The following is a 12,686-nucleotide window of genomic DNA, read 5'->3' on the forward strand; positions in this document are numbered from 1 at the left end:
GCGATGAAACTTCAGTACCCGATCCGCACCGGCCTGTGCGCGGCGCTGGCCGCCGCCCTGCTGCTGCCGCTGCTGGCGCCGGCGAGCGCCGCATCCGACGACGGCACCGCCCTGATCGCCGCGGTCAAGGCGCACCGCATCGATCGCCTGCGCAATCTGGTCGGCCGCGGTGCCGACATCGACGCGGTCGTGCCCGGCGACGGCACCGCGCTGATCCAGGCCGCGCGCGAGCGCGATGCACTGCTGGTCGACGAGTTGCTGCGGCTGGGAGCGGACGTCGACCTCGCCGTGCCCGGCGACGGCAATCCGCTGATCGCCGCCTCGGCGCAACCAGGCAATCTGCCGGTGCTGCGGCGTCTGGTCGAGGCCGGCGCCGAGGTCGACGCGATCGTCGAAGACGACGAAACGCCGCTGATCAACGCCGCGCGCAGCGGCGACCTCGGCGCGGTCGCTTACTTGGTCGAGCGCGGCGCCGACGTCAACCTGGGCGTGTCGGTACGCCTGCACGCGGGCGGCGGGCCGGTGTGGCGCTCGCCCTTGAACCAGGCGCGCACCGACGCGTTGCGGCGGTACCTGCTCGAGCGCGGCGCACGCCGCTGATCAAGCGGCGCCTTCACCGGCTTGCTGGGTTTCGCCCAGGCAGTCGGCGAGGAACTCGACCGTCGCGCGCACGCCCGGCAGCAGGCCGCGGCGGTGCGGCATCACCAGGGTCGTGGTCACGCGGCCGGCGTTCCAGTCGGGTAATACCCGCTGCAATTCGCCGGCGCGCAGCGCTCGGGCGCAGAACGCTTCCGGCAGGCAGGCGATGCCGAGGCCGGCGCAGGCCGCGCGCAGCAAGGCGGTGGATTCGTTCGCGCTCATGCGTGCGCGCGGCGTCGCCTGCGCGCGTTCGCCGTCGCGGTGTTGCAGGTTCCAGGCCGTGGCCGCGGCGCTGGTGAGCAGGCCGTCGTGCATGGACAACTGCGACGGCGTGGCCGGCATGCCCTGCGCGTCGAGATAGGCGGGCGCGGCGACCAGGACGATGGTTTCCACCACCAGGGAACGCTGCACCAGCCCGGAATCCGGCAACGGCGCGAAGTGGCTGCGCAGGGCGATGTCGTAACCCTCCTGGACGAGGTCGACGAAACGATCGGTCACGTCCAACTGCAGTTGCAGTTTCGGATGACGTTGCGCGAGTCGCGGCAGGTGCTCGGCCAGGTACAACTGCGCGGTCGGCACCGAGGCGGTGATGCGCACGCTGCCGCTGGGTTCGGCGACGCGTTGGCGCACGCTGGCTTCGGCGGCCTCGGTTTCGATCAGGGCGGCACGTGCGTGTTCGTAGAAGTCGCGGCCGACCTCGGTCAGGGTGAAGCTGCGCGAGGTGCGGTGAATCAGCCGCGCCTGCAGGCCGGCTTCGAGCTCGGCCACGCGCTTGCTGACGGTGGATTTAGGCACCCCCAGGCGACGCCCGGCGGCGGCGAAGCCGCCTTCCTCGACCGCGGCGGCGAACAGGACCAGGTCATTGAGGTTGAGCATGGAAAGTCCACATATGTAGACGATAGGTCCACGAATTGCAGTCTACACAGCCTAAGTCCGCGCCAATAGGCTTTCTCCAGGGCCGAACCGGTCCCCATCCACCTGGAGAACCTCATGAATTCGCACCCCATCCTCTATTACGGCGTGCCCTCGGGCTGCTCGTTCGGTTCCATCGTCGCCCTGGAATGGCTGGGCCAGCCCTATGCCTTGAGCCGGATCGAGATGCCGGAAATGGTGACCAGCGACGCGTTCCGCCGCATCAACCCGGCCGCCGAGACCCCGGCGCTGATGGACGCGCAGGGCCATACGCTCAGCGAGAGCATGGCGATCCTCAATCACATCGCCGCGCGCGGCATCGATCGCGGCCTGGGTTACCTGCAAGGTAGTCGCGATTTCGACCGCCTCAACCGCATGCTGGCCTTCCTCAACACGAGCTTCTTCAATGCCTTCGCATCGCTGTGGTACGTGCTCGAACACGAGGTGTCCGCCGCGGAGAAGGACGCGCTGGCGAAGTACGGCCGGGCCAAGGTCGAGAAAGCCCATGCCGAACTCGAGGCGATGATCGGCGACGGCCCCTGGCTGCTGGGCGAGCAGCGCACCGTGGCCGACGCCTACTTCATCGGCATCGCCCGCTGGACCCAGTACCACGACGTCGTCGACCGCCGCGACTACCCCAAGCTGCAGCGCCTGTACGACGCCCTGGAAGCCGACCCGGCGGTGGTGTTCGCGCATGCGATCGAGCGGCAGGCGGCGGCGACCAGCACCGGCGGCTTCCGCGGCGAGATCGCCCTGGCCGACACGCTGCCGCGTCTGGCCCACGCGGCCTGATGCGCAGGGGGGTGCCGTCGGCTGCGGCCGACGGCGCTTCGCCACGTCATGCGTTTTTCGATGCGCAGCAGATGACATTCGTCAATTCCGCGCCCGCGGGCGCGCTGCCAAGGTACGCATCAAGCCGCGTCGTGGCCGGCGTGGGCAACGGAGGTCCGCATGAACTCGAACAGACGCGCATTGGTGTTGGGCGCCAGCGGCGGCATCGGCGGCGAAGTCGCGGTGCGGCTGGTCCAGCGCGGCTGGGAAGTGCATGCGCTGCAGCACCGCACGCGCATGGCCGGGCGCCGTGGCAACGGCATCTACTGGTGGCGCGGCGATGCCATGAACCGCGACGACGTGATGCAGGCGGCCAAGGGCGCGGCGCTGATCGTGCACGCGGTCAATCCGTCGGTCTATCAGGACGGCGACGCGCAGTCGTTGCCGATGTTGCAGCACAGCTTGGACGCCGCGGTTGCCGGCGGAACGCGCCTGTTGCTGCCGGGTGCGGCCTGCAACTACGGTCCTTCGGCGGCGGTCGCCGAAGACGTGGCGCAGCGGCCGCTCACCCGCCGCGGCCTGCTCCGGGTCGAGATGGAGCGGCGCCTGCGCGATGCGGTCGCGCGCGGTGCGCGCGCGCTGATCGTGCGCAGCGGCGATCACTTCGGGCCTTACGCGGGCAACAACTGGTTCTCGCAGGCCATGGTCGAGCCCGGCAGTGCGCCGGCGAGCCTGCGCTACCCCGGCCGCGCCGGTATCGGCCACCAGTGGTGCTATCTGCCCGACCTGGCCGAAACCATGCTGCGCCTGCTCGACGACGAGCGCCTCGGCGCGTTCGAGAGTTTCCACGTCGGCGGGCACTGGGACGCCGACGGCAGCGCCATGACCGCGGCGATCGCGCGCGCGGTCGGGCGCCCGGACCTGCGCGTCAAACGTTTCCCATGGGCGCTGCTGCGCATGAGTTCGCCGCTGCTGCCGATGTTCCGCGAGATCGCCGAACTGCGCCGGCTGTGGCAGGAGCCGGTACGCCTGGACAATCGCCGCTTGCTCGATTTCCTCGGCGAGGAGCCGCGCACCGATCTGGATGCCGCGGTGCGCGAGACCCTGATCGGCATGGGATGCCTGGAGCCTGTCGCGCTGGAGCCGGTCGTGCGGGCGCGCACCCGCGCCGACGCGCCCGCGCCGGTCGCGACGCCCATTCGCCCGCCCTCGGAACTGCCGCTGGAATTGCCGATCGCGGCGTGATCGGCCTGGGATCGCATCGTTCCATCCGGCGCAGGCCGGGGGCGGCGCCGGTCGGTTAGAGTGGCCACGCGCGGCCTGTGCCGCCGTGTTGCGCGCTCCGCTCGGGTGCGCGATCTTGATGGAGTTGCCATGCAGTCGACCGCGAAAGCGCCGGACGCCGCGTCCGCCGAAGCCATCGTCTCCGTCGTCGGCGTGACCAAGACCTATGCCGGCGGCTTTCAGGCCCTGAAGGGCGTGGATCTGGAAATACGCCAGGGCGAGATATTCGCCCTGCTGGGGCCCAACGGCGCCGGCAAGACCACCTTGATCAGCATCGTCTGCGGCATCGTCAACGCCAGCGACGGCACGGTGCGGGTCGACGGCCACGACATCGTGCGCGACTTCCGCGCTGCCCGCGCCACCATCGGCCTGGTGCCGCAGGAGTTGTCTACCGATGCCTTCGAAAGCGTCTGGGACACGGTCAAGTTCAGCCGCGGCCTGTTCGGCAAGCCGCCGAATCCCAAGTATCTGGAGAAGGTGCTGCGCGACCTGTCGCTGTGGGACAAGAAGGACGCCAAGATCATGGCCTTGTCCGGCGGCATGAAGCGCCGGGTGCTGATCGCCAAGGCGCTGTCGCACGAGCCCAAGGTGCTGTTCCTGGACGAGCCCACCGCCGGCGTCGACGTCGAACTGCGCCGCGACATGTGGGACATGGTCTCGGCGCTGCGAGCCAACGGCGTGACCGTGATCCTGACCACGCACTACATCGAAGAGGCCGAGGAGATGGCCGACCGCATCGGCGTGATCGACCGCGGCGAGATCGTGCTGGTCGAGGACAAGGCGGTGCTGATGCGCAAGCTCGGCAAGAAGCAGCTCACCCTGCATCTGCAGGCGCCCCTGCAGCGGTTGCCCGAACCGCTGGCCGGCTACGCACTGGAGCTGTCGGCGGACGGCCATGAGCTGATCTACACCTTCGACGCCCAGGCCGAGGAGACCGGCATCGCCGCGCTGCTGAGGTGCCTGGGCGAGCACGGCATCGACTTCAAGGACCTGCAGACCACCCAGAGCTCGCTGGAGGAAATCTTCGTCAGCCTGGTGCGGTCGAACGGCAGGGGAGCGGCGGCATGAACGTGCATGCGGTCCGCGCCATCTATTACTTCGAGATGCACCGCACCTGGCGCACGCTGATGCAGAGCATCGCCTCGCCGGTGCTGTCCACTTCGCTGTATTTCATCGTGTTCGGCTCCGCCATCGGCTCGCGCATGGTCGCGATCGACGGCATCAGCTACGGCGCCTACATCGTGCCGGGCCTGGTCATGCTGGCGTTGCTGACCGAGAGCATCTCCAACGCGTCCTTCGGCATCTACATGCCCAAGTTCACAGGCACGATCTTCGAGATCCTGTCGGCGCCGATTTCCTTCGTCGAGGTGGTGCTGGGCTACGTCGGCGCGGCTGCGACCAAGTCGGTGGTGCTGGGCCTGATCATGCTGGCGACGGCGCGGCTGTTCGTGCCGTTCGAGATCGCGCATCCGTTCTGGATGCTGGGTTTCCTGGTGCTGACCGCGGTCAGCTTCAGCCTGTTCGGCTTCATCATCGGGGTCTGGGCCGACGGCTTCGAGAAACTGCAGGTGGTGCCGATGATGGTGGTCACGCCGCTGGCCTTCCTGGGCGGCAGCTTCTATTCGATCAACATGCTGCCGCCGCTGTGGCAGAAGATTTCGCTGTTCAACCCTGTGGTCTACCTGGTCAGCGGCTTCCGCTGGAGCTTCTACGGCGTGTCCGACGTCAGCATCGCGATCAGCGTCTCGATGACGGCGGCTTTCCTGGTGCTGTGCCTGGGCGCGATCTGGTTGATCTTCCGCACCGGCTACAAGCTCAAGACCTGAAAGCGTTCAAGGGCGCTCGCCGCGGCCTTGGGCTTTGGCGTTGGCGATCACCGCATGCACCAGTTCGCGATCGCGGTGGCGCGAGATCGCGACCGCGCCCAAGGCGATCGCGCGCTCGCGCAGGGCCACGTTGACGTCGTAGTGGGCGCCGCTGGTCTTGTTCTGGAACGCGCGCCGCGGGATGCCCAGTCGCTGCGCGAATACGTGCAGCTCGTCCAGGGTGTCGGCCATCAGGTGGGCCCAGCGTTCGCCGCGCCAGGGCCAGACGGCGTCGTCGACGTAGACGGTCATGGGGAATCCGGTGATGTAGGGCGACGGTTTCCGACTATGCACGCGAGCGCCATGGTTCGGCCAGGCCAGTTCGACGCGATCCCGGCCGACGGCCTTGGCCGATCGTGGCGGCAAGACGCGGTTCACCGAACGCGCCGCGGCCTCGCTCTAGAATGAGCGCAGTCCGAATGCGGTCGCCGCCATGCAGATTTCCGCGCTTCATCACGTCGCTCTGATCTGCTCCGACTACCCGCGCTCGAAACATTTCTACACCCAGGTGCTGGGCCTGCGCGTGATCGCCGAGGCCTACCGCGAGGCGCGCGACTCCTACAAGCTCGACCTGGCCCTGCCCGACGGCAGCCAGCTCGAACTGTTCTCGTTTCCCGATCCGCCGCCGCGGCCCTCGTACCCCGAGGCCTGCGGACTGCGCCATCTGGCCTTCGAAGTCGCCGACGTGGACGCCGCGGCGGTCGCGCTGCGCGGCCATGGCGTAGCCGTGGAGCCGGTGCGCGTGGACGAGTACACCGGGCGCCGTTACACCTTCTTCGCCGATCCCGACGGGCTGCCGCTGGAGCTGTACGAACGCGCGCCGGACTGAAGCGGCGGCGCGCTCAGTCGCGCGCGACCGCATGGCCTTCCGCCGCCCAGGCCGCGAAACCGCCGGCGAGCGGGCGCACGCGCTTGTAGCCGCGACGCTTGAGTTCCTGCGCCAGCACCGCGGCCGAGGCTTCGTTGGGACAGTCGCAGTAGACGATCACTTCATCGGCCGGCACCAGCGGCGCGTCGGACAGGGTCGCGACCAGGATCGCGCCGGGAATCCAGCCCGACTCGGCGCGCGCTTCGGCGCGGCGGATGTCGAGGATGGTCGGACCGCTGCCGTCCTCGATCATGCGGTAGAGCTCGCCGACGCTGATCCGCGCCATCCGTAACTGGCGCAGGAACCACTGCCGGCGCACCCATTTGTAGGCGACGAAGGCCGCGATCAGGGTCAGCAGCACCGGCAGCGCGTAGTGTCCCAGCGATTCCAGCCGCTCCAGCACTTCGTTGACCGCCTTGTGGAACACCGCGCCCACCGCCACCGCGACCGAGGCCCACAGCAGCGCGCCGAGCGCATCGAACAGCAGGAAGCGGCGCGTGCTCGTGCCGGTATCGCCGGCCAGGGTGGTCGCGACCGCGGCGAAGCCGGGCACGAACTTGGCCACGATCAGCGACGGCGCGCCCCAGCGCGCGTATACGCCGCGGGTCATCAGGACGCAGGAATCCGGCGACAGCGACAGGCGGCACATCAGCCGCAGCAGCGCGTTGCCGAAACGGCGGCCGCCGATGAACCACAGCCAGTCGGCGGCCACCGCGGCCAGCGAGGCGACCAGCACGATCGCGAGCAGGTTCTCGCCGCGATCGACCGCGACCGCGGCGGTGACGATGATCGGCGGATACGCCGGCACCGGCACGCCGCCCTGATCGAGCAGCACGGCGACCAGGACCACGAGCAGGCCGTAGCTTTCGATCAGGTGCAGCAACAGCTCCATCGTCGGATCCCGGGCGGTGCGCCGCGCGGTCGCGCGGGCCAGAGCGGCAGTCTCGGCGCTGCCTGAGCGCCGCGCAATCGGCGCCGGAAAGAAGCACTGTTGCGCAGCTGGGGCCTTGGCGCCGGCGGCACGGACCGCGGTACCGCCGCCGTTCGTGATGAACCGCCGCACACGCGGACAGCCCGGGCCGGTCCGGACCGGGCCGTCTACGCCTGACCCTCACATGCGCAGTCGCAAGATCGTCCATAAGGTCGGGGTCGGCGTGCACGGGCGCGCGATCGCGGCCTCGCGGCGCGGCCGGAGAAACGACGTGGAACTGGAAGGCAGTCAGCTGACGCTGTTGATCACTCTGTACGCCAAGGCCTTGGACAACCGAACGGCGAAGCCTTTGCTGCGCGACGAACTGGCCGACGAGGTCGTGCGCCGGATCGACTACGACTTCAGCCGTTTCCAACTCAACGCCGGGCAGATCAGCGGCCTGGCGCTGCGCGCGAAGGTGCTGGACGACTGGGCGCGCGAATGGCTGGCCCAGCATCCCGACACCATCGTGCTGCACCTGGGCTGCGGCCTGGACACGCGCGTGTTCCGGATCAATCCGCGTTCGGACCTGGACTGGATCGACATCGACTACCCCGACGTGATCCAGCTGCGCCGCGAGCTGCTGCCCGAGCGCTATGGTAGCTACCGCATGCTGGCGATGGACGTGTCCGATCCGGATTGGCTGGCGCCGATCGCGGGCGGGCGTCCGGCGCTGATCATCAGCGAAGGCCTGTTCCCCTACCTGAGCGAATCCGCCGCGCGCGCGCTGGTGCAGCGCGTGATCGATCGTTTTCCGCGCGGGCAATGGCTGTGCGACATCTACAGCCGGCTCGCGTTGCGGCTGCTGCAGCGCTCCTGGGTCGCGCGCAGCACCGGTGCGCGCTTCGGCGACTGGGGCTTCGACGATCCGCGCGAAATGGAGGAATGGCATCCGCGGCTGGCCTTCGTCGACGAGCCGCGTTTGCACGAGCGCGCCGGACTGGCGGGGCTCCCTGCGGGCCAGCGTTGGCTGTACAGCGTCTACGACCGCTGGGCCTGGCTGCGCCGGCTGGGGCGGCTGGCGCGCTATCGCTTCTGACGAAACCGGCTAAGACGGCATCGGTGCCGACGCGTGCGGTTCATGCCGCCGCGTGCGCGCCGTGCGCCGCCGGCGGCGCCTTGCGGAACGGAATCGCGAGCCGGTTCCAGGCGTTGATCGCGATCACCGCATAGTTGAGCGCGCCCAGGTCGCGTTCGCCGAACGCAGCCAGGGCGCGTTCGTAGACCGCGTCCGGCACCGCTGCGTCGGCGACGCGGGTGACCGCTTCGGTCCAGGCCAGGGCGGCGCGCTCGCGTTCGCTGAAGGGACCTTCCTCCGGCACCCTCAGCAGTTGCAGGCGCTCGGGAGTTTCGCCGTGGGCGAGGGCTTCGCGGGTGTGCAGCCACAGGCAGTAGCCGCAGCCGTTGATCTGCGAGGCGCGCAGGTTGATCAGGTCGATCAGCGAGGCTTCCAGGCCGCTGTCGTGGACCGCGGCGTGCAGGGCGCCCAGGGCTTTGAGACCGGCGGGCAGCAGGGTGTTGGTATCGAGGCGTTGCGACATGAGCGTGCTCCGGGGAGAGGGGCGGCGGCACCGTGCGGGGCGTCCGGCGGGCAGAGTAGGATGTTCATCGGTGAAATACATTCCGACACAAGTGCAAGCGGTGATTGCATGAATGAACAATCCATGTCCTGGGACGATTACCGCTTCATCCTTGCCATCGGCCGCGCCGGCTCGCTCAACGGCGCGGCCAAGCGCCTGGGCGTGAGCCACCCCACCGTGTTCCGCCGCGTCAACGAGATCGAGCGCAAGCTCGGCGCGCGTTTGTTCGAACGCGCGCGCGACGGCTACGCGCCGACCGCGACCGGCGAGGAGGTGGTGCGGGTCGCGGCCGAGGTCGAGGAACGCATCGAGGCGACCGAGCGCCGGCTCTCGGGCCTGGACGCGCGGCCGGCCGGCAGCTTGCGGGTGACCACGGTCGAGCCGCTGCTGTACGACCTACTGCCGCCGCTGCTGGCGAAGTTCCGCCAGGCGTATCCGCGCATCGTGCTGGAGCTGACCGCCGACAACGCCACCCGCGACCTCAGCCGGCGCGAGGCCGATGTCGCCCTGCGCCCGGGCGGGCAGCCGTCGGAGACGCTGGTCGGGCGCAAGGTCGGGGCGATCGCCGCGGCGGTGTATCGGCCACGCCGGATGCAGCTGGCTACCGGCGCCGACCTGGGCGACTGCGACTGGGTGGTGCCGGACGACAGTCTGTCGCATATCTCGATGGCGCAATGGGTGCGCAAGCGCGGCTATCACGAGCGTGCCGCGCTGCGCAGCAACAGCCTGCTCGCGTTGCGCGATTCGGTCGCGGTCGGGATCGGCCTGGCGGTGTTGCCTTGTTACCTCTGCGACGGCGATACGCGTCTGGTGCGGGTCGGCGACCCGATCCCCGAGCTGCGCACCGATCTGTGGCTGTTGACCCATCCGGACCTGCGCCGCACCGAACGCGTACGGGTGTTCCTGGACGCCCTGCGCGAAGGCCTGGCGGAGTTGCAGCCGCGCCTGGACGGACAGGCGCCCGCCGGGCTAGCCGTGTAGGAAAAGTCCTACAAGCGGTCGGGTAGTCCGATGACGTTATTTGCGTCACGAAAAGTGCACATTGATCGCGTCCCCGACAGCACGGCCTCAGGCAACGGCAGGATGCCGCCGCCACGGAGATGGACGCCGAGACAGGAATGTCGAAGCTGGGCCGGGGGCGCCTCATCACAGAGCAAGGAAGCGCCATGTTCCGCGTCGAACTGAAGCTGCGGGAAGGCAAAGACGGCAAGGCCCTGACCACTTCCATCGCGGAACTGGCGCAGGTCTACCTCAGCCCCGAGGCCGCACTGGAAGCGGTGCTGCCGCTGGCGCAGCGCTACGCGCAACAAACACGCAACGGACTGTGGCTGCGCATCTACGACGCGCGTTCGCAGGCAGTGTTCGGCACGCTGGTCCCCTAGGCCCGCGTGAAGCCCATGCCGCCCGGAACGGAGGACGACCGCGCCGGGCGGCCTGGGCGCCTCTCAAGCGCCCGCGCTGCGATCCAGCAGGCCCAGGGCCACGGCACGGGCGACGTCGGCTTCCACGTCGATGTCCAGATGCAGGGCGGGGTCGTCGAGCCAGCCCAATTCCTGCGCCGGCCGGCGCGCCAGCAAACGGCCGAAGCCGCGGTCGCCGTACAGGCTGCCCGCCTGCGTCATCAATTCGCTTGAGATCGCCGCCGGTATCCCCGGCGCGTCGCCGTGCCGGGTGACCGCGCAGCCCGAGGCCGCGGTCGCCGCGGCGGCGATCAGATGCTGCAGGTGCGTGGCGTCCAACGCCGGTTGATCGCAACCGAGTATCAGCACCGGCCCGGCATGCGCGGCCAGCGCCGAGGCGGCCAATTGCAGGCTGCCGGCCAGGCCCTGTTCCCAATCGCGATTGAACAACCGCTCGCCCGGCAGATCCGCGATCGCCGCCTGCAGCGCATCGGCATCGGCGCCGAGCACGATCAACAGGCGTCGCGGCCCGGTCTGCGCGGCCAGGCGCACGGCGCGGTGGATCAGGGTTTCGCCGTCGCGGCTCAGGTTCTGTTTGGCGCGGCCGAGCCGGCGGCTGCCGCCGGCGGCCAGCACCACCGCCGCGTGCGCCGCGCTCATGCCGGGGTGTGGCGCAGCGCCTGCAACTGCGCGGCGATGCTGAGCGCGATCGCCTCCGGCCCGTCGCCGCCGAGCTTGAGTCCGATCGGCGCGTGCAGACGCGGCGTCAGCGCCGCGCGCGCGGTTTCGGGCAGCACCTTGAACAGGTCGTCGCGGCGCTGGCCCGGGCCGAGCAGGCCGACGAAACCGATGTCGCTGGCGGCGAGCGCTTCCAGGGCTTCGCGGTCGAGTTCGAAATGGTGGTGCATGACCAGCGCGGCGTCGTGCGGGCGCGTGGTCGATAGCGCCTGCGCCGGCGCGCGTGCGATCACGCTGTCGGCGAGCGCGGCTTGCGCCGACCAGCGCGGGCGGCGCTCCACGACGCTGGTGACCCAGCCCAGGGTGCGCAGCAGCGGCAGCAGCGCCGGCGATTCCGGTCCCGCGCCGAACACCAGCACCGACGGCGGCCGCGCGATCTCCAGCCGCCACGCGGTCGCGCCGCGACCCAGCCACGGCGGCGTCGCCACCGGCAGGGTCCAGGGCCGGCGCAGGTCGCCGACGTTGGCGCGCATCGCGCCGTTGATGTCGATCTCCAGGCGCAGGTCGCCGTGGCCGCGCCGCCATTCGTCGACCAGCGCCGGCAATTCGCGCAGCGCGGCCAGCGGCAGCAGCGCCAGGCGCAGGCGGCCGCGGCAGCCGATCGCGGACCCGTCGAACAGGTCCTCGTCGCTGCGGGTGTCGATGTCCATCCATTCGACCCGGCCGTAACGCGCCGCGTCCGCGGCCAGGGTTTCGATCTCCGGTTCGATGCAGCCGCCGCTGAGCCAGCCGGCCTGGCCGTCGCGGGCGCCGAACAGGGCCAGCGCGCCGGGGTGCACGTAGGTCGAACCGTCGGTCTCCAGCACCAGCGCCAGGGTCGCGTCGTCGCCGCGTTCCTGCGCGCGCACCGCGGCTTCCAGGATGCCGCGCACGCCGCCGGCGGCGGGCAGGGCGGGAGTAACGGGCGGAGCGTCTGGCACGGTGGTTCCCTGGGCGCGGACGACGCCCCGATCATGCGGTCTGGGCATGACGCCTGCAAACGCATCGACGCGGTATTTGCCGGGCGCCGTTCCGCCGGGGCGCCGTACTGCGGGGGACGCGGAGGTCGCCGGACCCGGTTGGCACAACGCGCGTGCCAGGCGTATGTTGTCGTTTCCCCAGCCGCCGCGAGGGATGCATGAAACTGCACGTCAACGGCAACGAGCACGAGGTGGACGCCCCACCCGACATGCCTTTGCTCTGGGTCCTGCGCGACCTGATGCAACTCACCGGTACCAAGTTCGGCTGCGGCATCGCCCAATGCGGCGCCTGCACCGTGCACGTCGACGGCGCCCCGCGCCGCTCCTGCGTGACGCCGGTATCGACCGTCGAAGGCAAGCAGATCCTGACCATCGAAGGCCTGTCGCCCGACGGCAGCCATCCGGTGCAGCGCGCCTGGGCCGAGCTCGACGTGGTCCAGTGCGGCTACTGCCAGTCCGGCCAGATCATGTCCGCGGCCGCGCTGCTGGCCAAGGTGCCTGCGCCTACCGACACCGATATCGATCAGGCCCTGTCCGGCAACATCTGCCGTTGCGGCACCTACCCGCGGATCCGCGCGGCGGTGAAGCGCGCGGCCGGCTCGGGACAAGTCTGATCAGGGCAGGTCTGACCACGCCAGCAACCGGACCTCGCGCGGCTTCGCTGCCGCCCGCGCCGTCCGTCACGCGACTCAACGGAGGT

Annotated in this window: 16 protein-coding genes; 10 read left to right on the forward strand and 6 right to left on the reverse strand. The window is 69.9% G+C overall.

Translation table 11 applies throughout. From position 1 onward, the window contains the following. The first annotated feature begins 3 nt into the window (after positions 1–3). Positions 4–600: an ankyrin repeat domain-containing protein gene (locus ASD78_RS01650; protein ID WP_056097909.1), complete on the forward strand. Its 597-nt coding sequence runs from the start codon at positions 4–6 to the stop codon at positions 598–600. On the opposite strand, the gene ASD78_RS01655 is transcribed toward ASD78_RS01650, so the two are convergent. Then, positions 601–1,515: a LysR substrate-binding domain-containing protein gene (locus ASD78_RS01655; RefSeq protein ID WP_056097911.1), complete on the reverse strand. Its 915-nt coding sequence runs from the start codon at positions 1,513–1,515 to the stop codon at positions 601–603. It abuts the gene before it with no gap. A 114-nt stretch (positions 1,516–1,629) separates the two neighbouring features. Between ASD78_RS01655 and ASD78_RS01660 the strand changes: the two genes are divergently transcribed. From ASD78_RS01660 to ASD78_RS01675, 4 genes are all read left to right on the forward strand, one after another. Continuing rightward, positions 1,630–2,343, forward strand: a complete 714-nt coding sequence (locus tag ASD78_RS01660; RefSeq protein WP_056097913.1) for a glutathione S-transferase family protein — start codon at positions 1,630–1,632, stop codon at positions 2,341–2,343. Between the two features lie 159 nt (positions 2,344–2,502). After that, the gene (locus ASD78_RS01665; RefSeq protein WP_082575379.1) at positions 2,503–3,567 is read left to right on the forward strand and encodes an NAD-dependent epimerase/dehydratase family protein; all 1,065 of its coding nucleotides are present in this window, start codon (positions 2,503–2,505) and stop codon (positions 3,565–3,567) included. Between the two features lie 129 nt (positions 3,568–3,696). Continuing rightward, positions 3,697–4,674 carry an ABC transporter ATP-binding protein gene (locus ASD78_RS01670; RefSeq protein ID WP_056097916.1) on the forward strand — a complete coding sequence of 326 codons (978 nt, stop codon included), beginning with the start codon at positions 3,697–3,699 and terminating at the stop codon, positions 4,672–4,674. Beyond that, positions 4,671–5,432 carry an ABC transporter permease gene (locus ASD78_RS01675; RefSeq protein ID WP_055908084.1) on the forward strand — a complete coding sequence of 254 codons (762 nt, stop codon included), beginning with the start codon at positions 4,671–4,673 and terminating at the stop codon, positions 5,430–5,432. The genes ASD78_RS01670 and ASD78_RS01675 overlap by 4 nt, the downstream gene beginning before the upstream one ends. A gap of 6 nt (positions 5,433–5,438) precedes the next feature. On the opposite strand, the gene ASD78_RS01680 is transcribed toward ASD78_RS01675, so the two are convergent. Then, positions 5,439–5,723, reverse strand: a complete 285-nt coding sequence (locus tag ASD78_RS01680) for a DUF4031 domain-containing protein (protein WP_056097918.1) — start codon at positions 5,721–5,723, stop codon at positions 5,439–5,441. Between the two features lie 181 nt (positions 5,724–5,904). Here ASD78_RS01680 and ASD78_RS01685 point away from each other — a divergent pair, with 181 nt between their 5' ends. Beyond that, positions 5,905–6,300: a VOC family protein gene (locus ASD78_RS01685; RefSeq protein WP_056097919.1), complete on the forward strand. Its 396-nt coding sequence runs from the start codon at positions 5,905–5,907 to the stop codon at positions 6,298–6,300. A 13-nt stretch (positions 6,301–6,313) separates the two neighbouring features. Here ASD78_RS01685 and ASD78_RS01690 read toward each other — a convergent pair whose 3' ends face one another. Continuing rightward, complete coding sequence (locus ASD78_RS01690) at positions 6,314–7,231, reverse strand: rhodanese-like domain-containing protein (RefSeq protein ID WP_056097921.1); 918 nt, start codon at positions 7,229–7,231, stop codon at positions 6,314–6,316. Between the two features lie 223 nt (positions 7,232–7,454). Between ASD78_RS01690 and ASD78_RS01695 the strand changes: the two genes are divergently transcribed. Next, positions 7,455–8,348, forward strand: a complete 894-nt coding sequence (locus ASD78_RS01695) for a class I SAM-dependent methyltransferase (protein ID WP_162250110.1) — start codon at positions 7,455–7,457, stop codon at positions 8,346–8,348. Positions 8,349–8,388: 40 nt separating this feature from the next. On the opposite strand, the gene ASD78_RS01700 is transcribed toward ASD78_RS01695, so the two are convergent. Then, entirely contained in the window at positions 8,389–8,850 is a 462-nt protein-coding gene (locus ASD78_RS01700; protein ID WP_056097924.1) for a carboxymuconolactone decarboxylase family protein, read from the reverse strand. Between the two features lie 108 nt (positions 8,851–8,958). On the opposite strand from ASD78_RS01700, the gene ASD78_RS01705 reads away from it, so the two are divergent. Both ASD78_RS01705 and ASD78_RS01710 read left to right on the forward strand, forming a co-directional pair. Next, complete coding sequence (locus tag ASD78_RS01705; protein ID WP_056097926.1) at positions 8,959–9,870, forward strand: LysR family transcriptional regulator; 912 nt, start codon at positions 8,959–8,961, stop codon at positions 9,868–9,870. Positions 9,871–10,055: 185 nt separating this feature from the next. After that, on the forward strand, positions 10,056–10,271 hold the full coding sequence (locus tag ASD78_RS01710; protein ID WP_056097928.1) for a hypothetical protein: 216 nt from the start codon (positions 10,056–10,058) through the stop codon (positions 10,269–10,271). A 63-nt stretch (positions 10,272–10,334) separates the two neighbouring features. Here ASD78_RS01710 and ASD78_RS01715 read toward each other — a convergent pair whose 3' ends face one another. Both ASD78_RS01715 and ASD78_RS01720 read right to left on the reverse strand, forming a co-directional pair. Then, positions 10,335–10,949 (reverse strand): NTP transferase domain-containing protein, encoded by a 615-nt coding sequence (locus ASD78_RS01715; RefSeq protein WP_056097930.1) that lies wholly within the window; start codon positions 10,947–10,949, stop codon positions 10,335–10,337. Beyond that, positions 10,946–11,947, reverse strand: coding sequence for an XdhC/CoxI family protein (locus tag ASD78_RS01720; RefSeq protein WP_235566415.1), 1,002 nt, complete (start codon positions 11,945–11,947; stop codon positions 10,946–10,948). Before ASD78_RS01720 ends, ASD78_RS01715 begins: the two co-directional genes overlap by 4 nt. A 197-nt stretch (positions 11,948–12,144) precedes the next feature. On the opposite strand from ASD78_RS01720, the gene ASD78_RS01725 reads away from it, so the two are divergent. After that, a complete protein-coding gene (locus ASD78_RS01725) occupies positions 12,145–12,600 on the forward strand; it encodes a (2Fe-2S)-binding protein (protein ID WP_055908113.1) in 456 nt (151 codons plus the stop codon). The last annotated feature ends 86 nt before the right edge of the window (positions 12,601–12,686 follow it).

This window comes from Lysobacter sp. Root667 (genome assembly GCF_001427715.1).
Classification (GTDB): Bacteria; Pseudomonadota; Gammaproteobacteria; order Xanthomonadales; family Xanthomonadaceae; genus Lysobacter.

Bases quoted from the DNA above. Each gene is read 5' to 3' on its own strand.
- ASD78_RS01650 (WP_056097909.1), top strand. From the start codon at position 4: ATGAAACTTCAGTACCCGATCCGCACCGGCCTGTGCGCGGCGCTGGCC.
- ASD78_RS01680 (WP_056097918.1), bottom strand. From the start codon at position 5,723: ATGACCGTCTACGTCGACGACGCCGTCTGGCCCTGGCGCGGCGAACGC.
- ASD78_RS01710 (WP_056097928.1), top strand. From the start codon at position 10,056: ATGTTCCGCGTCGAACTGAAGCTGCGGGAAGGCAAAGACGGCAAGGCC.
- ASD78_RS01705 (WP_056097926.1), top strand. From the start codon at position 8,959: ATGAATGAACAATCCATGTCCTGGGACGATTACCGCTTCATCCTTGCC.
- ASD78_RS01655 (WP_056097911.1), bottom strand. From the start codon at position 1,515: ATGCTCAACCTCAATGACCTGGTCCTGTTCGCCGCCGCGGTCGAGGAA.
- ASD78_RS01700 (WP_056097924.1), bottom strand. From the start codon at position 8,850: ATGTCGCAACGCCTCGATACCAACACCCTGCTGCCCGCCGGTCTCAAA.
- ASD78_RS01665 (WP_082575379.1), top strand. From the start codon at position 2,503: ATGAACTCGAACAGACGCGCATTGGTGTTGGGCGCCAGCGGCGGCATC.
- ASD78_RS01670 (WP_056097916.1), top strand. From the start codon at position 3,697: ATGCAGTCGACCGCGAAAGCGCCGGACGCCGCGTCCGCCGAAGCCATC.
- ASD78_RS01675 (WP_055908084.1), top strand. From the start codon at position 4,671: ATGAACGTGCATGCGGTCCGCGCCATCTATTACTTCGAGATGCACCGC.
- ASD78_RS01715 (WP_056097930.1), bottom strand. From the start codon at position 10,949: ATGAGCGCGGCGCACGCGGCGGTGGTGCTGGCCGCCGGCGGCAGCCGC.
- ASD78_RS01725 (WP_055908113.1), top strand. From the start codon at position 12,145: ATGAAACTGCACGTCAACGGCAACGAGCACGAGGTGGACGCCCCACCC.
- ASD78_RS01660 (WP_056097913.1), top strand. From the start codon at position 1,630: ATGAATTCGCACCCCATCCTCTATTACGGCGTGCCCTCGGGCTGCTCG.
- ASD78_RS01685 (WP_056097919.1), top strand. From the start codon at position 5,905: ATGCAGATTTCCGCGCTTCATCACGTCGCTCTGATCTGCTCCGACTAC.
- ASD78_RS01690 (WP_056097921.1), bottom strand. From the start codon at position 7,231: ATGGAGCTGTTGCTGCACCTGATCGAAAGCTACGGCCTGCTCGTGGTC.
- ASD78_RS01695 (WP_162250110.1), top strand. From the start codon at position 7,455: ATGCGCAGTCGCAAGATCGTCCATAAGGTCGGGGTCGGCGTGCACGGG.